At 53.9% G+C, this 18230-nt stretch carries 22 protein-coding genes, 1 tRNA gene and 3 riboswitches; of the genes, 15 read left to right on the top strand and 8 right to left on the bottom strand.

What is annotated here, in order from left to right; translation table 11 throughout:
• Positions 1 to 5 precede the first annotated feature (5 nt).
• Both JUK32_RS22760 and purU read left to right on the top strand, forming a co-directional pair.
• Positions 6 to 731, top strand: a complete 726-nt coding sequence (locus JUK32_RS22760; protein ID WP_204141162.1) for a DUF4340 domain-containing protein — start codon at positions 6 to 8, stop codon at positions 729 to 731.
• An 82-nt stretch (positions 732 to 813) separates the two neighbouring features.
• The gene (gene purU / locus JUK32_RS22755; protein ID WP_204141161.1) at positions 814 to 1680 is read left to right on the top strand and encodes a formyltetrahydrofolate deformylase; all 867 of its coding nucleotides are present in this window, start codon (positions 814 to 816) and stop codon (positions 1678 to 1680) included.
• A gap of 92 nt (positions 1681 to 1772) precedes the next feature.
• Here the strand turns inward: purU and JUK32_RS22750 are convergent, their stop codons facing one another.
• The gene (locus JUK32_RS22750; RefSeq protein ID WP_239112975.1) at positions 1773 to 2006 is read right to left on the bottom strand and encodes a DUF4327 family protein; all 234 of its coding nucleotides are present in this window, start codon (positions 2004 to 2006) and stop codon (positions 1773 to 1775) included.
• A 414-nt stretch (positions 2007 to 2420) separates the two neighbouring features.
• Positions 2421 to 2648 carry a hypothetical protein gene (locus JUK32_RS22745; protein ID WP_204141160.1) on the bottom strand — a complete coding sequence of 76 codons (228 nt, stop codon included), beginning with the start codon at positions 2646 to 2648 and terminating at the stop codon, positions 2421 to 2423.
• A 54-nt stretch (positions 2649 to 2702) separates the two neighbouring features.
• Between JUK32_RS22745 and JUK32_RS22740 the strand changes: the two genes are divergently transcribed.
• Together JUK32_RS22740 and sixA are read left to right on the top strand one after the other, a co-directional pair.
• Complete coding sequence (locus JUK32_RS22740) at positions 2703 to 3899, top strand: bifunctional oligoribonuclease/PAP phosphatase NrnA (protein WP_204141189.1); 1197 nt, start codon at positions 2703 to 2705, stop codon at positions 3897 to 3899.
• Positions 3877 to 4389 carry a phosphohistidine phosphatase SixA gene (gene sixA / locus JUK32_RS22735; protein WP_204141159.1) on the top strand — a complete coding sequence of 171 codons (513 nt, stop codon included), beginning with the start codon at positions 3877 to 3879 and terminating at the stop codon, positions 4387 to 4389. The genes JUK32_RS22740 and sixA overlap by 23 nt, the downstream gene beginning before the upstream one ends.
• Before the next feature lie 361 nt (positions 4390 to 4750).
• Here sixA and JUK32_RS22730 read toward each other — a convergent pair whose 3' ends face one another.
• From JUK32_RS22730 to JUK32_RS22720, 3 genes are all read right to left on the bottom strand, one after another.
• Complete coding sequence (locus JUK32_RS22730; protein ID WP_204141158.1) at positions 4751 to 4921, bottom strand: DUF4278 domain-containing protein; 171 nt, start codon at positions 4919 to 4921, stop codon at positions 4751 to 4753.
• A 40-nt stretch (positions 4922 to 4961) separates the two neighbouring features.
• Positions 4962 to 5029: riboswitch (Glutamine riboswitch) on the bottom strand.
• A 14-nt stretch (positions 5030 to 5043) separates the two neighbouring features.
• A complete protein-coding gene (locus JUK32_RS22725) occupies positions 5044 to 5214 on the bottom strand; it encodes a DUF4278 domain-containing protein (protein ID WP_204141157.1) in 171 nt (56 codons plus the stop codon).
• Positions 5215 to 5255: 41 nt separating this feature from the next.
• A riboswitch (Glutamine riboswitch) is annotated at positions 5256 to 5323 on the bottom strand.
• 16 nt (positions 5324 to 5339) lie between these two features.
• The gene (locus JUK32_RS22720; protein WP_204141156.1) at positions 5340 to 5510 is read right to left on the bottom strand and encodes a DUF4278 domain-containing protein; all 171 of its coding nucleotides are present in this window, start codon (positions 5508 to 5510) and stop codon (positions 5340 to 5342) included.
• Between the two features lie 48 nt (positions 5511 to 5558).
• A riboswitch (Glutamine riboswitch) is annotated at positions 5559 to 5626 on the bottom strand.
• Between the two features lie 322 nt (positions 5627 to 5948).
• On the opposite strand from JUK32_RS22720, the gene JUK32_RS22715 reads away from it, so the two are divergent.
• Together JUK32_RS22715 and JUK32_RS22710 are read left to right on the top strand one after the other, a co-directional pair.
• Positions 5949 to 6677 (top strand): rhomboid family intramembrane serine protease, encoded by a 729-nt coding sequence (locus JUK32_RS22715; protein ID WP_204141155.1) that lies wholly within the window; start codon positions 5949 to 5951, stop codon positions 6675 to 6677.
• Positions 6678 to 6942: 265 nt separating this feature from the next.
• Positions 6943 to 7362, top strand: a complete 420-nt coding sequence (locus tag JUK32_RS22710; protein ID WP_204141154.1) for a MerR family DNA-binding protein — start codon at positions 6943 to 6945, stop codon at positions 7360 to 7362.
• 247 nt (positions 7363 to 7609) lie between these two features.
• On the opposite strand, the gene JUK32_RS22705 is transcribed toward JUK32_RS22710, so the two are convergent.
• Both JUK32_RS22705 and JUK32_RS22700 read right to left on the bottom strand, forming a co-directional pair.
• A complete protein-coding gene (locus JUK32_RS22705) occupies positions 7610 to 8338 on the bottom strand; it encodes a Tic22 family protein (protein ID WP_204141153.1) in 729 nt (242 codons plus the stop codon).
• Positions 8339 to 8672: 334 nt separating this feature from the next.
• Positions 8673 to 8746, bottom strand: a tRNA-Pro gene (locus JUK32_RS22700).
• 340 nt (positions 8747 to 9086) lie between these two features.
• On the opposite strand from JUK32_RS22700, the gene JUK32_RS22695 reads away from it, so the two are divergent.
• From JUK32_RS22695 to JUK32_RS22675, 5 genes are all read left to right on the top strand, one after another.
• A complete protein-coding gene (locus JUK32_RS22695; protein ID WP_204141152.1) occupies positions 9087 to 10142 on the top strand; it encodes a hypothetical protein in 1056 nt (351 codons plus the stop codon).
• A gap of 220 nt (positions 10143 to 10362) precedes the next feature.
• Complete coding sequence (locus tag JUK32_RS22690) at positions 10363 to 10944, top strand: TIGR04376 family protein (protein ID WP_204141151.1); 582 nt, start codon at positions 10363 to 10365, stop codon at positions 10942 to 10944.
• A 176-nt stretch (positions 10945 to 11120) separates the two neighbouring features.
• Complete coding sequence (locus JUK32_RS22685; RefSeq protein WP_204141150.1) at positions 11121 to 11963, top strand: FHA domain-containing protein; 843 nt, start codon at positions 11121 to 11123, stop codon at positions 11961 to 11963.
• 67 nt (positions 11964 to 12030) lie between these two features.
• Positions 12031 to 12498: an FHA domain-containing protein gene (locus tag JUK32_RS22680; RefSeq protein ID WP_204141149.1), complete on the top strand. Its 468-nt coding sequence runs from the start codon at positions 12031 to 12033 to the stop codon at positions 12496 to 12498.
• Between the two features lie 30 nt (positions 12499 to 12528).
• Positions 12529 to 13224 (top strand): lecithin retinol acyltransferase family protein, encoded by a 696-nt coding sequence (locus JUK32_RS22675; protein ID WP_204141148.1) that lies wholly within the window; start codon positions 12529 to 12531, stop codon positions 13222 to 13224.
• 18 nt (positions 13225 to 13242) lie between these two features.
• Here the strand turns inward: JUK32_RS22675 and JUK32_RS22670 are convergent, their stop codons facing one another.
• Positions 13243 to 14274, bottom strand: a complete 1032-nt coding sequence (locus tag JUK32_RS22670; protein ID WP_204141147.1) for an isochorismatase — start codon at positions 14272 to 14274, stop codon at positions 13243 to 13245.
• A gap of 129 nt (positions 14275 to 14403) precedes the next feature.
• Between JUK32_RS22670 and JUK32_RS22665 the strand changes: the two genes are divergently transcribed.
• From JUK32_RS22665 to JUK32_RS22650, 4 genes are all read left to right on the top strand, one after another.
• Positions 14404 to 14574 carry a hypothetical protein gene (locus JUK32_RS22665; RefSeq protein ID WP_204141146.1) on the top strand — a complete coding sequence of 57 codons (171 nt, stop codon included), beginning with the start codon at positions 14404 to 14406 and terminating at the stop codon, positions 14572 to 14574.
• 45 nt (positions 14575 to 14619) lie between these two features.
• Positions 14620 to 15360, top strand: coding sequence for an LOG family protein (locus JUK32_RS22660; protein WP_309224610.1), 741 nt, complete (start codon positions 14620 to 14622; stop codon positions 15358 to 15360).
• A gap of 10 nt (positions 15361 to 15370) precedes the next feature.
• Positions 15371 to 16699, top strand: a complete 1329-nt coding sequence (locus tag JUK32_RS22655) for a PhoH family protein (protein ID WP_204141145.1) — start codon at positions 15371 to 15373, stop codon at positions 16697 to 16699.
• Positions 16700 to 17543: 844 nt separating this feature from the next.
• Positions 17544 to 18059 (top strand): hypothetical protein, encoded by a 516-nt coding sequence (locus tag JUK32_RS22650; protein ID WP_204141144.1) that lies wholly within the window; start codon positions 17544 to 17546, stop codon positions 18057 to 18059.
• Positions 18060 to 18230 lie beyond the last annotated feature (171 nt).

Genomic DNA, 18230 nt, shown 5'->3' with positions numbered 1-18230 from the left:
AGCACATGAAACTTCAGCGCAGCACAGTAATTTTGGTGGCCGCCGCTTTGCTGTTGGGCGGGATCGTTTTGGTGACCCAGTCCCGGCAGTCTGACTCCAATTCAGCCACGACCGAGCCCAGTGACAGGACTGCCACCCCGGTTTATGAGTTCGCGGAAGCTGATGTCGTGTTTTTGCAAATTGCGACCGCCGCGCAAACGGTCGTGTTTGAAAAGGACGCCGACGGGTTTTGGCAAATGCTGGAACCGACCGAGCAGCCTGCCGAAGAAGCCGCGATCGCCTTTCTGTTGAGCCGCTTGGTTACAGATGGCTTGGTCAACACCACGACGATTGAGGCGGCGAGTCCCGCTGATTTCGGCCTGGATGAGCCGTTTGCGATCGTAGACTTGACCCTGGCCGATGGCACTACCCACCAGCTGATTTTGGGTGATCCTGATTTCAGCGGGCAGAACTACTACGCCTTAATTGACCCAGCAACGTTTCCGCTGACTGATGAGGTGAGTGATATCGAGGTGGCGATCGTCGGTGAGAACATTTTCAACGGTGTCGATCGCCCCCTGGAAGAATGGCAAGCGGTGGTTGAAGACAGTCCTGCTGAAGACGCCTCAGAGCCTGATGAGAACTCAGACGACACCAACACCAACACCGACCCTGACGATGGGGCAAATACGGACGCTGGAGACTCGGAAGACCCGAGGAATAATGCTGAAGAGTCTGACGGCGATCGCTAAAATGCCGATACAACCGATGAAGCAAAATCCTCTTGCTCTGACGTTGCTCGGTGTCGGAGATCTTCCATATCGCTTTTGAGTAATGACACAATCTACCCGATATCCGTCGGCGACCTTGCTAATTTCCTGTCCCGATCAGCAAGGCCTAGTGGCTAAAATCGCCAACTTCATCTACGCCAACGGTGGCAATATTATCCACGCCGATCAACATCGCGACGAAGCCAGCGGACTCTTTTTGTCGCGAATTGAGTGGAGTTTGGGGGGCTTTAACCTGCCCCAAGAGTTGATTGGGCCAGCCTTTAATGCGATCGCCCAACCCTTGGGGGCTGACTGGCAACTGTGCTTTTCCGACGCGGTACCGCGCATTGCCATTTGGGTGAGCCGTCAAGACCACTGCCTGCTTGATTTGCTCTGGCGACATCAGGCCAAAGAATTCGCCGCGAATATTCCCCTCATCATGAGCAACCATGCAACCCTCAGGCCCATTGCCGAGCAGTTCGGCATTGATTTTCACCACGTGCCCATGAGCCGCGATACCAAAGCCGAGTCAGAGGCCAAGCAGCTAGCGCTGCTAGAGCAATACAACATCGACTTGGTGGTGCTGGCCAAATATATGCAAATTCTGAGCGGGGATTTTCTAGTGCAGTTTCCCAACGTGGTCAATATTCATCACTCATTTTTGCCCGCGTTTATGGGCGCACAACCCTATCATCGCGCCCATGAACGCGGGGTTAAAATTATCGGGGCAACGGCTCACTATGTGACCGAAAACTTAGATGCGGGGCCAATCATCGAGCAGGATGTGGTGCGCATTACCCATCGCGACGATGTGAAAGACCTGATCCGCAAAGGCAAAGATTTAGAACGCATTGTTCTCGCTAGGGGCGTCCGACTGCATTTGCAAAACCGCGTTTTGGTCTACGGCAACCGGACGGTAGTGTTTGCCTGAAAACTCAGGGAACGACTCCTTAGGGCCAGAGTGGAAGCAGGGCCTGTTCAACTCAATAGAAACCGTCCCCTGAGACATCTCTGGATGGGGATTTACTCTTCTTCCCAAGATTCCACCGCGATTAGGTCGCTAATGGGATCTTTGGTGGAAAATTCAAATTCTTCCAGTTCGCGTTTCCAGTGAGCCCATTCGTCACCAAACAAAAGCGCGATTTTCCAAATACTGTCTTCGGGCTGCACAATGTCGCGTTTGACCAAAGAGTTTACCTGTCGTTGAAATTTCACCATGGGGTGGGCAACCTGGCGGCTGGTCAGCGTTTCACTCATATTCAAAATCGAAAAAATTCCAAAAAAACGTCGTTAAATCGCGATCTCAGGCCACTAAATTCGCCGTTTGAGAAGTCAATTATTCGCCAAACCCTATACCCAGAAACACTAGCCCTCAAAACGTATTGCTAGTTGACTCTGTGACGTATGAACTTAAAGCGGGTAAAAAATTCCAAACAGCCGTTGAAACTGTGGCTGAATCACGTATTTGATTTTCACTTGGTCACGATAACACACGAAACCGAGATGTACACATGAATTTACCTTCGGTTAACCGACAAGTTGCTGGTGGAGTGGCATCTCCCTACTCAGACTGACGTTTGGGTCTGAATATCCAAACCTCAGATAGGGCGATTCATCCCAACGGTTTAGCCGATTAAGCGACGATTGGCGATGACGTATGTACGTCTCATTTTAATCGATTTCAGCGATTTCAGCGATGGCTGCCGAGCGGCGATCGCTGAAATCGATTGGTAGCAGTGCAAGGGCCTGATTCGAGTCGTTGTAAAATACCAATGGTTTGCTCTTTGCCCATTCTTTGCCGACGGCCTTGGGCCACATATGGGCAGATAATCCAGCACCTCTTTCCAGGGTCGAAAGGGTGCGGAGAGCGAAGGGGAGAGCTATCGTAATAATAGACACTCCGGAATAACTGTGACTGATTCGACTTCTGCTCCCGCCAATGGCTCCGCCCCCATGTCTGCCATGGGGCACGGCCCTGTGCATGCCGTGCCGGCGACGGTGGGCAAGGCAGCCGGCGGCACGACCAGCCAGCGCGATCGCATTAATCTAATTGAACGGCTGGATAAGTTGCTGTCACAGCGCTCGGGCGATCGCCATTTAGTTCTGATTCAGGATTTCCCCGATCCCGATGCCCTCTCTTCAGCGTGGGCCTATCGCCTCATCTGTCAGCAATATGATATTGACTGCGATATCTACTACGGCGGTACCCTGAGCCATCAGGAAAACATTGCGCTGGTGCGGCTCTCAGGCTTGCCTGCCCGCCGCTGGAACCCCCAAACGAAGACCGGCCCGGACTTGAGCAAGTACCAAGCCTACGTGCTGCTCGATACCCAGGGCGCGACCTCCCAACTGACTCGGCAAGTCGAAGAAGCAAACTTGTCGCTGTTTCTCGTGGTCGATCACCATGCCCCGCAAAAAGACATCAACGCCACGCTGATTGACGTGCGGCCCCACATTCGGGCGACGGCAACCATTCTCACGCAATATCTACAGAGCAAGGTGCTGCTCACTCTCGATCGCAGCAACAGTACCCATGTGAAATGTGCTACCGCGCTGATGCACGGCCTGCGATCAGACACCAATAACCTGATGCATGCCGCCGAAGCGGACTTTATGGCGGCGGCATATCTCAGCAATTTTTATGATCCACAACTGTTGGGGGCCATCCTCCGAGCCTCGCGTTCGAAACGAGTGATGGATGTGATTGAGCGATCGCTGCGCAACCGCACCATCCAAAATAACGTTTCCATCGCGGGTGTGGGATATTTGCGCTATGACGATCGCGACGCCATTCCCCAAGCCGCTGACTTTCTCGTCACCGAAGAAAACATCCATACGGCAGTGGTGTACGGCATCGTCCACGACGAAGATGAAGAGCGCGAAGTGGTGATTGGGTCTCTACGCACCAGCAAAATCACCCTTGACCCCGACGAATTTATCAAAGAAGCCTTTGGTCAAGATTTAGAAGGGCGGTTCTTTGGCGGGGGGCGTACCACTGCTGGCGGCTTTGGTATTCCAGTCGGTTTCCTGTCTGGTTTCTACGAAAACAGCGACTACAACCGTCTAAAATGGGAAGTCTTCGATATGCAGATTAAACAAAAGCTCTGGCGACTCGTAAATCCTGAAGATGGACTCATCTCCACAGACTGAACTCTATTTCATCCGTCATGGCATCGCCGCCAACCGGGGAACCTATGCCCAGGACAGGGAGCGCCCCTTGACGGAGAAAGGCCGGTTGCGCACCCGAGCGATCGGCGATCGCCTGGTGCAGCTAGGTTGTCGCGTCGAACTCATCCTGACCAGCCCCCTCGTGCGCGCTCACCAAACCACCCAAATTTTGCTCGAAGCCGATCTAGCTCCGACCTCGGCAACGCTAGAGGTGCTGGCTCCTGGCGGTGAGTTACAACACTGGTTGTCCTGGCTCACCGATTGGCAAATGGCCCATCCTGTCAGTCGTCTAGCGCTGGTTGGCCATGAGCCAGATCTGAGCCACTGGGCGCAACTCCTCGTGCATGGCCAGGGGAGTCACAACTGGCGACTGAAAAAAACGGGTGTCATTGGGGTCGAGGTGCCCCCCGCCAAGGACGCGATTGGTCACAGCACCCTGTTTTGGCTCGCTCCCCCCCAGCTACTGCTGTGAAACGCTCAGCCCCTTCCCGCATCGCTGTTCGGCGCTACTAGCCCAGGATCTCTGCCTGTACTGTCCTCCGACAACAGTTGAGGTGACCCAGCGCTGCCAATTTCGGGCCGCACACACAACCTATCGTTTCATTCAGGTCTGACCCCGGTGCGAAGCTCTAGAGCAATTGCTCAGCCTGAGCGTTACTGGCTTGCTCAGTCCCCAAGAAAGCCATCCTTAGAATTGCTGAAGCCAACCAAGACAGTTTGCCAATAAAAAGGGCGCATCTCATCTTTGGCTTAATGCCGCAATGAGATACGCCGCTCCTTAACTCTTACTCCTGGGCCACGCTAAACAACATGGCCTAGAGAACAAGTCTCAACTATTTAACTTTTGCGCCGCGATAGATCAAGCCATCGACGTGCTCGGCGTGCAAGTTCTTAGCGACATGGCGGGTTACAGTTGCGCCCCGATATTGACCAATTACTTCTTCCGCCAACTGCACTTCGGTAGTGTGAGTGTCGTATTCAGCGCCGCGATAACGTAAAGTCATGATATTTTCGCCTCTTGCGAATGGTTTGCAGTGAATGAGAGGCGCGTTCCTTCAAGGCGTTGTGCCCTTACTTCCGTCCTGTCCAGATGCACTGGTCGGATGAACGATTAACGAAACAGAAATTAGCGAACTTTTGCGCCGCGATAGACTAGACCATCAACGTGGTCGGCGTGCAAGTTGTTAGCCACATGGCGGGTCACGGTTGCGCCCCGATATTGACCAATTACTTCTTCCGCCAACTGCACTTGAGGAGTGTGAGTGTCGTATTCAACGCCGCGATAACGTAAAGTCATGATATTTTCGCCTCTTGCGAATGGTTTGCAATGAATCGAGAGGCGCGTTCCTTCAGAGAATTACTCTCTTACTTCCGTCCTGTCCAGATGCACTGGTCGGATGAACGATTGGATGAGTGAACAGACTACTTAACCTTGGCACCGCGATAGGTTAAACCATCGATATGCTGGTTAGGAGCATTAGTCGCAACTCGACGAGTCACAACTGCACCTCGGTAAGTACCAATGACTTCTTCAAAGTAGTTGAAACCAGTCTGGCAGGGTTCGTAATCTGCACCACGATAACGTAAGCTCATAATCTCGCCTCCAAATGACAACAGTGATGTTGATCGTGTAGTGAAAGAGGCGCGTTCCTTCAGAGAATTACTCTCTTACTTCCGTCCTGTCCAGATGTGCTGGTCGGATGAACGATTTGCTTTCTGTATATAAATATACGGTTATTTTTTGCTTTTGTCAAGTGTCTCATCATCATCGTGGGCGAATTATGACTCAACGTAAACATGAGTGAGTAAGAGATGACTGGCGATCGCAAAGCAGGTCTGCATCGCCCTCTGGATCTGTATTTTCGGCTCTTGCGGCTCACCCAAGCACTCCCCTCAATACCCAGCAAAGCGTCAGTCGTGGTGAAGCCCTGAGACGGTGGTCATGAGCGTCCCAAGCAGAATCATCCGGTTGATGGTCGTGCAGGGGGGCGGCATTTGATAACTTGCCAATTGAAAGATTATTGGTGTGCTGTGGTTCCTCTCAAAGATGACAACCCGATCAAGATTACGCCCTATGTGACCTATGGCTTGATTGCCGTCAATTTACTGGTGTTTTTCTATGAGTTAACGCTGTCCCCGATGGAACTGATGACGTTCTTTCGCACTTGGGCGGTGGTTCCAGAACAGCTCACACAGGCGCTGCAAGCCCCCGGCGGGTTCACCATCTTTACGGCACATGAGTGGTTCACCCTGGTTTCGGCACAATTTATGCATGCGGGGTTTTTGCACGTGGGTGGCAATATGCTCTACCTGTGGATCTTTGGGAACAACGTTGAAGAAGAGCTCGGCCATGCCCGCTTTTTGTTGTTCTATTTAATCTGCGGCATTCTGGCAACGTTGACGCAGTGGTTCTTTGGCATGTATTCCGAGGTGCCGTCTCTCGGCGCGAGTGGAGCGATCGCGGGCATTATGGGAGCCTATATTTTTCGATTTCCCGATGTCCGCATCCTGACTATCGTGCCTCTAGGCTTCTTCTTTCTACCCTTGCGAATTCCCGCGATGTTTTACTTGGGTATTTGGTTTTTGCAGCAGGCATCTTACGGCTTGGCTAGTCTCAATGCCCCTGCCAACATCGGCATGGCTGAGGGGGGAATTGCCTACTGGGCCCATGCCGGGGGCTTTGTCTTTGGGGCGATTATCGGCCCGTTGTTAGGGTTGTTAGACAGTGCCCCAGAGCCGTTATCGTCGGAAGATCCGTAGCACTTGCTTTTTGGCGGTCGACATCGGACGTGAGAGGGGAGTGATCAAGCTGGTCATGGGGGATGTGCCGCTCCGGGTCATTCACTTTTGACGATCCTCAGGTGCCCAATTCTGTCGCCTGTCGCCTGATCAGGGACGCCTAACTTGCTAAGTTGTACAAGTCCCGATTGCCGCGCAAGACGTTACGAAACACCACGCACCCTCCAGTTCACTAGAGATAGAAGGTAGGCTTAGTGAACGAACGCAGGTTAGGGGGGAAAGCGAAATGTTACAGGCCCAACCCGAATTACTCAAAATTGGTCAGGTCAGTGCCCAGAGTCAATTACCCGTCAAAACAATTCGCTTCTATGAAGAGCGCGGCCTGATTGAAGCTGCCAAGCGCACGTCTGGGGGGTTTCGTTTGTTTGCGCCATCCGTGCTGCCGCGCCTGAGCTTTATTCGTCAGTCGCAGGCCCTGGGGCTAAGCCTCAATGACATTCAAGATATTTTGGGGATTGCCGACTCGGGCCAGCGGCCTTGTCAAAATGTGCGCCATAAGTTCCAAGAAAAAGTCGTTGAAATTGACGATCGCATTCAACAGCTACAGGCATTGAAACAGCAGCTACAAGTCCTAATTCGGGAAGCTGATCAACGCCAAAATATGGATGCTGACTACTGCCCCATCATTGAACATGCCAATGAATAAGGGCGACCACGACTGAGCGGCGATCGCCCTTATTCATTGATCAACGAAGTGATCGGTCTCCTCAATGGGCTCTCAGTCCGGGCCGTCATTAATCATGATGAGCCTGCTTCAACCGAGTAGTGGCTCGTTTGAAAATACAATCCTGGTAAATCGAGATCAAAATTCGGCGGCGCTCAACTCTTGTAGCTGGAAGGTTGAGCGCCGCCGAAACCGGGTTGTTTAGGGAGGTGATTCAGCCGCAGAGCGTTTAATTCGCCCCGGTCGACAAAGAATCCAGGTACTGCAACGTCTGAGATGACGGCACAAACTGTACCAGCTCTAAAAATTCATCAATATCTGGGTCATTCGCCGCCATATTGCTCAAAATGCCTTCGAAGGTTGTGACCTCAACGCCGATCACCTCTTCAATTGCCGGATTGGTATCGATCAGCGCTGACACCTGTGACTGCAAATCTGCCAGCGAAAAGAACATCGGCAGCGTGTTGTCGCTAGTGAGCAGATATTGTCCCTCCTCTAGATTGACCGCTGCGTATAAGGGCACCCCCTGAAATTCTTGCTGAGCAATTTGTGATGCTTCCTGCACTGATTGAACACTGGGGACATAAACCAGCGACTCTGGACTGTCGAGCTGAGAACTCGCTTGGGAATATACCTGATTTAAGGGCAAGACCGCTAACTGTGCCCCCTCAGCAATAGGCGAATCCTCTTCTGCGGCTGCGGTCAAGAAATTCTCGGCCTCCGTGGAATTGATGAACACCAGCGGTACCTGTACCTGCTCCTCTTCTGTCTCGCCGACGCTGGCCGTTAGCGATTGCCCGTCACCGTTCACGATGAGAAAAACCGGGATGGACTCTAACTTTTCCAGAATTTCCTGTTCCGACAAGGCTAATGCCGGAGCTGGAGCCATCAACGCACAGCCGGCGATCGCCAGTCCAGTCAGACCTGTGGAAGCCAATTGGCGAAAAATTCCTTGCATAAAAGCCTCTAATCCATCCTTAAAAACAACAATTTGGGGCTGGCAGTGGGGCCACATGAGGCACCCGCACAGAGTCGCCACATTAACCGAAAGTTTAATCACGCTGATTTCGGTTGACCGAGCGATATCGCTTGGGGACACTCCAGTATCTAGAGAGCCACCGCTCGCGATCATCATTTCAATGCTGCACCAGCATTCCCCTCACTCAAGCAGCGATTGTCGCCGGAGAGCCACGGCCTAGTAGTTACCATGTTGAAAATTATGCTAGCAACTTTCGACCGCCTCACAATGACCCCTTAGTCCACTGAGTAAATCGGCCATGTGCTCAATTCAATCGGGATGACAGGATTCGAACCTGCGACATCCTGCTCCCAAAGCAGGCGCGCTACCAAGCTGCGCTACATCCCGTTTACAGACACCCAGCATACTAACACAGTGCGCTGAGCGATCGCCCCCGCAGCCTGGCCCGCAGTTGGACACCCCCTGTGTTGCCGAAAAAAAGCGCCTCAGCAGTGCCGTTTCTGCCAAGCGCGATTAATATTGAGCCGTAGCCTCGGCATCTAAAAACACGACTGTGTTTTTTCAGGCGTCAACCCTGGCCGCCAAGTTGTTAACTTTCTTAGCAATTTGGCGTGGATAGGTGGCATCTGAAGCTGGCTTGTTAACGTCTATGCAGGCTTTTAAATGCTTGGGGTGGTCTCGACCATAATTGACTAAATTGAGCACGGTTATTCTGCGGAATTACAGCATGATTGATAGCAAAGTTCCTCCACTCGATTCTCAATCTTTATCTGAGTCGTCGCATCCGATTCAGATGGCGGATGCTTCGGCGGATCAATTAATGAGCGAGCTGTTTGGCGATGTTGAGCGGGCTTTAGAAGGGGATGAAGAGGCGCTGGCGAAGCTGGCCCAGCCGCCCCTAGCCGAACCAGCCCCAGTCGCAGCGATGCCCCTCAGCTTTGAGGCTGGAGACTCAGCTGCGGAGTTACTAGATCCAGCGACGGCGGCGATCTCGACTGACCTGGCAACTACATCAACGCCATTGGTGCCAGTGATGGCAGATGAGGGCGACAAGGCTCCGGCGACTGACTCGACGGCCCCGGCTCCGGCGAAAAGTTTTTGGACGGTGAATCGGGCGTTGCTCGGCGCTGCGGGGCTAATGGTGCTCGCGACGTTGGGGGTCTGGATGCAGCAACGGCAAACCGCGCAACTAGCGGCGGTTGCCCCCACGACCGTACCGACGGAAGTGCCCATGGCGAATGCGAATGCCGAGTTTTTAGAGTATTTGCGGCGATCGCTAGAAGTGATCACTCAAAATGCGACGACCGCCACCCCAACGGCGGCCAGCAACGTGGGTGATGTGGCGGTCGCGCTGAATGGTGGCAATGGCGCTGGCCTGCCGCCGATGGGCAATAACGTGCTGTCCCCCGGAGCGCCCAATGGCGTTCCCAGCGTTCCTGGTCCCGTCAACGTCATTGAGCGGGTTTATGTCCCTTATCCCGCCTCGCAGGCGGCAACGGTGCCTGCCCCCACCGCCGCGCCCAATACCGCCTACAATCCCACAACCAACGGGGTGAGCAGTAACCCCACCCCGGCGGCAGTCAATACCCAAACCCTCTTAGGGGTGCTGGAATTGGGCGATCGCTCCGCCGCCCTGTTTGAAATTGCCGGGGTGCCGCAGCGGGTCTACATTGGCGAGCGCGTAGGCAACAGTGGTTGGCTGCTCGTATCAGTCGCCAATGAAGAGGCGGTCGTCCGTCGCAATGGCGAAGTGCGGACCCTCTACATTGGTCAAGAATTCTAGAATCAACAGCCATCAGCGGATTTGACCATCGATGCAGATCCTAAGCAATCTTCACTGATTGAGGGCAATGATTGCCAGGGCAATCATTGATCAGTTGAGTCATGCCTCCGTGGCCAAGGGGAGCAAGCACTTAGGGCAACATCACTTTGGGGGGCGATCGCGCAGAATGGTTGCAAATCATCGCTTACAGTGAAAACAGTTCACCCAAGGAGTCGGCGACATGGGACTGTTTGAAGATTTAAGCCGATTTTTAGAAAATCGCTTAGATGAATTTTTGAAGGCCAATCCGCACCTGGAATTGATGGCTCTGGAAGAGCAACTCCGGGGGCAGGAAGAAGATGCCATTAACTTGCTCGGTACGCTCAAGCGGCGACAGCAGCAATTAGAAGACAGCATCTTAGCCACTGCTCAAGAAATTCAGCGCTGGCATGAGCGCATCAAGAAAGCCCAAGCCGCCAACCGCGAAGACCTGGCCCAGCCCGCCCAAGCTCGAGAAGCCGCCCTACTACGCGAGGGCAATCACCTGTGGGGGCAAATGCAGGGCGTCAAAGAGCAGATGGAAAAGACCCGCCAGTTACAGCGGCAGATTCACGATCGCCGCCGCGAGTTGAAGGTCAAAATTGCCGCAGCTGAGGCCAATCGCGCGGCCACCACTGCCACCAGTCCCAATGAGCAAACGGCGGGGTGGCAACAAAACATACCCCATAATTTCAATCAACCGCTGGATCCGCTCGAAGAGACTTTTCAGCGCTGGGAAACGGAAGCCGAACTCGAAGATCTGAAGCGACAAATGAAGTCGTAGCTCGGCTGACGGAAAGTTTTTTTGGCGCGATCGCGCCGTCTCCTTGTAGCAGAACTGTCGTTTTCGCCTATCATTTATGTGCACAAGATGAGGCGTCGCTGCCACACTGCCGCCCAGTTTCGGTACGTGCTGCGGGTACGCTCTTTGACGATGATCACCAGACACAAGGTACTGTCATGATCGTTTGCCCTAACTGTAATCATCAAAATCCTGATGGTGCAGTCCAGTGCGAGGCTTGCTACACTCCCTTGCCAGTGTTGGCGACTTGTCCCAGTTGCCAAGCGACAGTGCAATCGGATGCCAGCTTTTGTGGGCAATGTGGGTTTGACTTAAGGGCAGTGAGTGCCCCTGCCAGCGAATCGGCGAGCCCCGCACCCGTAGCGATAGCGACTAGCCCCGAGAGCCCCAGCGAGCCCGACTATGAGGCCACCGTTCCCGGCATTGACGACGACGTCGAGATTCCGGAATTGTTGCCGCCCGAGCCCTTGATCACCACTAATCCGGCAGTCAACGCGCCCGATGCTACCACCGCCCCAGGGCCGCCGCCGCCCCTACCCACGTCGCCGCCCAACATTGTGGCTCCGCTAGAAAGTAATGCCAGTGAGCTGACGGCGGCCGCGACCCCGCCACCGCCCTTGCCAGCGAGGCCAGGGGCAGGTGCGGCGAATCTGGGGTCAACGCAACTGCAAGTTAATCAGGCGAAGCTATTACACGTTCAGACCAACACGCCTCTAGAACTGCCTCATCAGTTAACGATCATTCACCTGGGGAAACCGAACGATCGCATTCCCCCCACCATTGATGTGTCAGGGTTTCCTGATTCAGAAATTGTTTCGCGGGTACATGCCAACATTCGGGTTGAGGGCGACATTTACTACATTGAAGATGTAGGTAGCTCGAACGGCACCTATGTCAACAATATGCCGTTGCCGCCGGGTAATCGCCACCGGCTCCGTGCGGGCGATCGCATCGCCCTGGGTAAAGGAGATAAAGTTACTTTTATTTTCCAGTCTGGCTAAGTGGTTTACCCTTAAGCTAATTCCCAGCTAATGCCAGCAGTTTGCTATCGCCTATAGGTTGAGAGATGTGATTACTCTTTCGCTACTACATCCTCTGAATAAGAAGCCCGTCCAACATTGGACATTCGAAGAAGACTCCGTCATTCGAATTGGTCGCTCTACTGAAAATCAAGTGGTGCTCTACAGTGCCGTGGTCTCTCGCCATCATGTTGAATTACGACAGACTGATGCGGGTTGGGAAATTGTGAATCTGGGTACGAACGGTACTTACCTGGATGGCAAGCGAGTGGCCCAGGCGGCCGCAGAAGACGGCATGGTGATTCGGTTGGCGCGCTCTGGCCCCAACATTCAGATCAACATCAGCCAAGAGGCTCCCGACTCGATGAGTGCCTTACGCAAGCTGCAGACGAACGTCGAGAGTCGCACCAAAGTCGAGTTTGACGCCGCCGAGCCGGAGGCTGCCGATGTGCATCCGACCCGCATTGATCCGGAGCACCGAACGACCTCCGAGAGCCCGCCATCCGTGCAGTCTTGACACTCAAGATTGTGATCTGGAGGGCGAATCATGGCGCTAGGTGATCAGGTCTATGCCATGCGCGAAGTCGCTGGAGTGCTGGGCGTGTATGAGCACCACGGCATTGACTGTGGCTCAGACGCCATCATTCACTACTACAAGGGGGGCGAGGTGCCCACAATTATCAGCACCCCCCGAGATTTATTTGCGCGGGGGAGCAGGATCTTTGTGAAGCCACGATCGCTCGCCTTTTTGCCTCATATTGTGGTGCAGCGGGCGAACAGTCGGCTGGGCGAACAGCGCTATGATCTGCTGACTAACAACTGCGAACATTTTGCTAACTGGTGTAAAACGGGCCGCAACGACTGTGAGCAACTCGCCGGCTTTGGGTTGCAAATCGATCGCTACAACCTGCCGGACTTGCGCCGTTTGATCGAAGGAACGGTCAGCGATCGCGCCCCGGAAGAAGCGATTTCCTTATTTCACGACGCCCTGGGCAACATCGCCGCCGCCCACCGAACCCTCAAGCAGGAGTATGACAAAGCCCGTCAGGACGTGGATACCTGGCAACGAGTGGCGACCGCCGCCTTGCAGCGCGATCGCGAAGACCTAGCCCGCGCCGCCCTGCATCGCAAAGTCGCGGCGCAAAAAAAGAGCGATCGCCTGACCGAACAACTATCTGAACTGGTGGATGTGCAGCTGACGTTGGAGCAAAATCGCCTGCGGGCTGCCGAGCGCTCTTCCTAAAGCGGCTCATGGGAACGGCTACAGGGCGAGTCCCGGCCAGTCCGCCAGCGGCATCTCGGTGGTGACGCGGTGCATCCCGGCAGCGGCGAACCGCTCAAAAGCTTCGTTAGCCGCATTGGTAAAGTCCACCACGTCGGGCACCACCACCGGAGAGGTGCAGTCTTCGAGCAGATACACTTTCTGCGCCAGTTGCGGATCACGGGCATTAATTGCGGTGAGCAGATCCTCGACCGACCAGGCGACGCAGTGGCTCTTGGCCTGACCGGCCACCACGATCGCATCAAAGTTCAGCAGCTGGTCAGTAAACCGCTGATTTTTGGCAGCGATCGCGGTTCCTTGGCCGTCTTCCAGCACTTCTGGACTCAGTACGGAATAGTTTTCCGTGAGGGGGTTGTCGCCTTTGATTTCATACAGGGTGGGACTGTGGCGCGCTACCGAGTGGAAGAAACAGGCTTCCTCAATCACGGAAACCAGGGCGTGACCAATGCCGCCCAGCATGGAATGGTAGGGCCAAATGGTGAGGGGATATTTGCTGTCATGGGTAAGGCGACGGGTGTAGTGCAGCGCAAACTCTTGCAAGTCTTCCACGGCCATGTAGGGTGCCATCTCCGGGTTCACCTGCCATTTGCCCGCCCCCACCTCGTCATAGCTGATCATGGTCATGGGGGCTGGGGGCTGCCCCTGGCTGTCAATCCAGAACAAGGGGTGGAAGATTTGGGCGGCGGTGTGGGTGTCGAGGGTGGGGGCGATCGCCGTGATGACGCCTAAGTTTTGGTAAATAAATTGGCTAAGCCGTCGGTTGTCATCCAAGGCTCCCTGGCCGGAGCGGCCACCGACGTACAGTTCAAATTCAGGCAGGCAAAACGTATTTTGCACATCAATCAGCAAGAGGCACAGCCGGAGGGCATCCTGACTGGCTGGGGTGATGGCATACTGCTGCGCCCAGGTGCGGGCCGCGATCGCCCGTGTTTGATAAGGTACGCGATATACCTGCGCGACGTGGTCAGCCTGGACAAAATCAGGAACAGGGAAAGCGGTAAAAGAGGGCATAGCAAACGTCCATCGATACAAACAGGCTGCCAAGAGAAAGGGGCTCTGGCCGGGGGGCGAACGCCCTGCGATCGCCGATTAGCCTCATGACCGCAATCCCCAGCAATCAACCAATTTTAAGGCTCAACGGTGGGCCGCAGTCGTCGCGATCGCACGCGCACCTGGGGGCACACCAAAGTGGGCAAAGGACTTGCCACTCTGGTGATTAACTTAGCAAGTTCCGGACGGATCAGCGACGTCCCTCAGCCCTTAGAGGCCGCCAGCATCGTCGGTTACAAATCGTGGCGCTGCCCGCCCTAAGCGAAGGTCAGCCTCCATAATGTGTCCTAAATAGCGTCAAAGTTTGTGAGTCAGTCCCCCCCGCCCGAAAACTTGCCCCGTCCAGTCTCGGAAACGGTGCCCATCCAAGATCATGAGGCGACGTTCGATATTCTTCAGGAATCAGTGCTCGGGTTGTGGGAAGTGGTGAATAATCTCACTCGGATTCGGCCTGCGAAACGCGATCGCTATCGGGTTAGTATTTTTGGCTCGGCCCGGATGCAACCAGAAGATGAGTTATATGCGGGTGTTCGTCAGCTCGCGAGTGAACTCACGATGATGGGCTGCGACATTATTACCGGGGGTGGCCCTGGCCTGATGCAAGCTGCGAACGAAGGCAGTGTCATCGCGGATCCTGAAGATCTCACCCGCTCGATTGGGATTCGAGTGGCGCTGGAATTTGAGCAAGCGGGCAATCCGTTTATCGAAGAAATGTATAGTCACCGGACATTTTTTTCGCGGCTGCACCACTTCGTCCTCCTTTCTGATGCCTTTGTGGTGGTGCCTGGTGGCATCGGTACGAGTTTGGAAGCGCTAATGATTTGGCAGCTTCTGCAAGTGCGCAAGCTGCACGAGACGCCGCTGATCTTTGTCGGTGATATGTGGGCTGACTTAGTGAGCTGGGTCGATCGTTATATGGTTCAGGCGGCTCCGGCGCTGGCGGATCCGGCAGATTTATCGATTCCAAAATGTGTGGCCGACTGCGAGGCGGCGATCGCCCTCCTCAAAGCCTCCCATGCCCAGTGGCAAAAGCGTTCGGAGCTGTAATTAATTACCCATGAAAAAGGTTTTTCTGTTAGATACCAATGTGCTGCTGCATGATCCAGAGGCCATGCGGCGGTTCCAAGATAATGATGTGGTGTTGCCCATCACTGTGATTGAGGAACTCGATCGCTTCAAAAAACAGCCGGACATGGTGGGTCGCAATGCCCGCCATACCTCGCGCCTCTTGGACGAATTGCGGCAAACCGGCAATTTGACGGACGGCATTCCCATTACCCCAGCGGGCGGCACCCTCAAGGTGATGTTGTGCCACCGCGAGACGCTGCAAAAATTGCCGGTAGAGCTGGAAGGCGACAAAGGCGACAACGCGATCTTGGCGGTGGGGCTGGAACTGAAACAGCAGTGCCAATGTCCCGTAGTTTTGGTCAGTAAAGACACCAACTTGCGCATTAAAGCCGATGCCCTGGCGTTGGCCGCCGAAGATTATGAGACCGATAAAGTCGATGTCGAGGAGCTGTATAGCGGTGCCTGCGAGGTCTCGGCGACCCCAGATCAAATCGACCAATTTTTTGCCAACAAACGTCTGGATCTACCCGAAGCTGTATATCCCCATCAGGCGGTGACGCTGGTGGATCTCACGAAGCCGGATCACACCGCGATCGCGATTGCCGATAGTCGGGGCCAGTCACTCAACCCCCTGACCCGCCTGCCCAAAGAGGGGGTTTTGCAAATTCGCCCGCGTAACCGGGAGCAAGCCTTTGCCCTGGAACTGCTGCTCAATGACGCGGTGCCGCTGGTGACATTAGAAGGCAAGGCCGGGACGGGTAAAACCCTGCTGGCGATCGCCGCAGGGCTCCATCAAGTCCTCAACGAAAAGCACTATACGCGGCTGTTGATCTCGCGACCGATTGTGCCCATGGGGCGCGATCTGGGGTATTTACCCGGTGATATTGGCGAAAAGCTGAGCCCCTGGATGCAGCCGCTCTACGACAATTTTGACCTGATTTTTGGCACCGCTGACGCCACGAATAAGCCTTCCCACTGGCGACGCGGCCACGAAGAATTGATGGAACGAGGGTTGCTGCAAATCGAACCGCTGACCTACATTCGCGGGCGCAGCATTCCTAAGCAATTTTTGATTATTGATGAGGCCCAAAACCTGACGCCCCATGAGGTCAAGACGATTCTCACCCGCGCTGGGGAGGGCACCAAAATCGTGCTCACGGGCGATGTTGACCAAATCGACAGCCCCTATTTGGATGCGGCCAGCAACGGTATTTCCTACGTGGTGGAGCGGTTCAAAGCCGATCCGCTGGGGGGGCACATGACATTGATGAAAGGCGAGCGATCGCTGCTCGCCGAACGGGCTGCCACCTTGCTGTAGTTAGTCGTGTGCATCGGTTCATTCTCTGCTTTTAGACAGCATCTAAACCTCATCCAGAGGCAGAAGTGGAGTCGCCGCATCTGCTCGGACCTCACCGCCTGCGGCACCTCTCCTTCTCAAGGAGAGACTTAATGACAATCTGGTTCCTCTCCTTCTCAAGGAGAGGTTAGGTGAGGTTTTTCCAAACACGCAAAACCCCAGTTTTCAAATTGGACTGGGTTTAGCAGTGACAAGGGACGGACAAAAGGTACCTGGTACTTAACGCCGCCGATCCTCCTTATCCAAACTTGGAAGAGGGATTAAGGGTGAGGGCAAATGGGCCAAAAAAGCACGCCAAACCGGACTAGCTAAGCCAGGTTCAGGTTTCAAGCTTGAATAATATGTACAAAGAGACAAGTTGCTTGTTGTGAATTCCCCGAGAGAATATGAATACGATTCTCCTGGCTGCGTTCAACATAACAGGGCGAAATACAAGTGCAATAAATTTACAATAAATTAAGTACTTCGATCTCTTTAATCCGGAACACTTCCTGCATAATAAATGTCTCAGTGGGATGTAAACTTGGGTGATCTAATAAGGTCAAGACTCTGATGATTTTCTGGTTCTAAACCTCATCCAGCTTCAGAAGTGGAGTTTTGACATTTGTCCGACCTCACCGCCTGCGGCACCTCTCCTTCTCAAGGAGAGACTTAATGACAATCTGGTTCCTCTCCTTCTCAAGGAGTGGTTAGGTGAGGTTTTGATGGCTAAGCATCACGCCAGTTTTCAACTTAGACGTGGTTTAAACCGATGTTTACAACACAACCATGCGAGTGATTTTCATTTTCTAAAATAAGAGGAAAAATGCGCTCATTTTCTAAAAGTATCTGTTTATTAGCTTTCGTTGTGGGAACTACAGCCTGTACAAGCCCCCCTTCGTCGTCATCCTCTCCGGAAAATGCTTGTATTCAAAGTACGGCAGAAGCCATGGTGGTCAGGGCCGATGATGTTGCCGTCGTCGCGACTGGACCGGTCGATCCAGAAAATGGAGTTCGGGTGCTGTCCATGAGCAATATTGTCACTGGCAGTACAGCGGATTGTTTCTATAACGAGATTGACGAGCAGGTGATACGCGTGGAATTGGCCGATTCCTCCTCTGCACCCACGCAGGAAGCTGCTTGTATCCAACGTACAGCGGAAGAAATGGTGGTCAGGGCTGCGGATATTGAAGTGGTTACGATCGGACCCGTTGATCCGGAAAATGGAGTCCGGGTTCTTTCCATGCGCAATACTGTCACTGGCAATACAGCCGATTGTTTCTACAACGAGATTGACCAACAGGTCACTCGCGTGGAATTAACCGGTGGCGCGATCCGATAGAGCAACTAAATATTGACGGTGTGGGCAGGCGACTGCGCCGTAGTTGATTGTGACGGGACCAACTACGGCTAGTTGCCTATCTTTCTCAGCTTTTGAGCTACTAAGTACACACAAGTCATGTTGTAGTAGGATGCTGCCAGAAAACATGGGGTCATCGAGATGGAGAATCCT

Origin of the sequence: Halomicronema sp. CCY15110 (assembly GCF_016888165.1) — a bacterium.
Taxonomy (GTDB): domain Bacteria; phylum Cyanobacteriota; class Cyanobacteriia; order Phormidesmidales; family Phormidesmidaceae; genus Halomicronema.
This window is presented reverse-complemented; position numbering and strand designations above follow the sequence as displayed.

Coding starts and splice junctions, on each gene's coding strand:
- JUK32_RS22670 (WP_204141147.1), bottom strand. CDS start 14,274: ATGCCCTCTTTTACCGCTTTCCCTGTTCCTGATTTTGTCCAGGCTGAC.
- JUK32_RS22740 (WP_204141189.1), top strand. CDS start 2,703: ATGTCTGCCATGGGGCACGGCCCTGTGCATGCCGTGCCGGCGACGGTG.
- JUK32_RS22725 (WP_204141157.1), bottom strand. CDS start 5,214: ATGACTTTACGTTATCGCGGCGTTGAATACGACACTCACACTCCTCAA.
- JUK32_RS22705 (WP_204141153.1), bottom strand. CDS start 8,338: ATGCAAGGAATTTTTCGCCAATTGGCTTCCACAGGTCTGACTGGACTG.
- JUK32_RS22675 (WP_204141148.1), top strand. CDS start 12,529: ATGGCGCTAGGTGATCAGGTCTATGCCATGCGCGAAGTCGCTGGAGTG.
- sixA (WP_204141159.1), top strand. CDS start 3,877: ATGGACTCATCTCCACAGACTGAACTCTATTTCATCCGTCATGGCATC.
- purU (WP_204141161.1), top strand. CDS start 814: ATGACACAATCTACCCGATATCCGTCGGCGACCTTGCTAATTTCCTGT.
- JUK32_RS22690 (WP_204141151.1), top strand. CDS start 10,363: ATGGGACTGTTTGAAGATTTAAGCCGATTTTTAGAAAATCGCTTAGAT.
- JUK32_RS22650 (WP_204141144.1), top strand. CDS start 17,544: ATGCGCTCATTTTCTAAAAGTATCTGTTTATTAGCTTTCGTTGTGGGA.
- JUK32_RS22720 (WP_204141156.1), bottom strand. CDS start 5,510: ATGAGCTTACGTTATCGTGGTGCAGATTACGAACCCTGCCAGACTGGT.
- JUK32_RS22685 (WP_204141150.1), top strand. CDS start 11,121: ATGATCGTTTGCCCTAACTGTAATCATCAAAATCCTGATGGTGCAGTC.
- JUK32_RS22710 (WP_204141154.1), top strand. CDS start 6,943: ATGTTACAGGCCCAACCCGAATTACTCAAAATTGGTCAGGTCAGTGCC.
- JUK32_RS22695 (WP_204141152.1), top strand. CDS start 9,087: ATGATTGATAGCAAAGTTCCTCCACTCGATTCTCAATCTTTATCTGAG.
- JUK32_RS22750 (WP_239112975.1), bottom strand. CDS start 2,006: ATGAGTGAAACGCTGACCAGCCGCCAGGTTGCCCACCCCATGGTGAAA.
- JUK32_RS22655 (WP_204141145.1), top strand. CDS start 15,371: ATGAAAAAGGTTTTTCTGTTAGATACCAATGTGCTGCTGCATGATCCA.
- JUK32_RS22730 (WP_204141158.1), bottom strand. CDS start 4,921: ATGACTTTACGTTATCGCGGCGCTGAATACGACACTCACACTACCGAA.
- JUK32_RS22760 (WP_204141162.1), top strand. CDS start 6: ATGAAACTTCAGCGCAGCACAGTAATTTTGGTGGCCGCCGCTTTGCTG.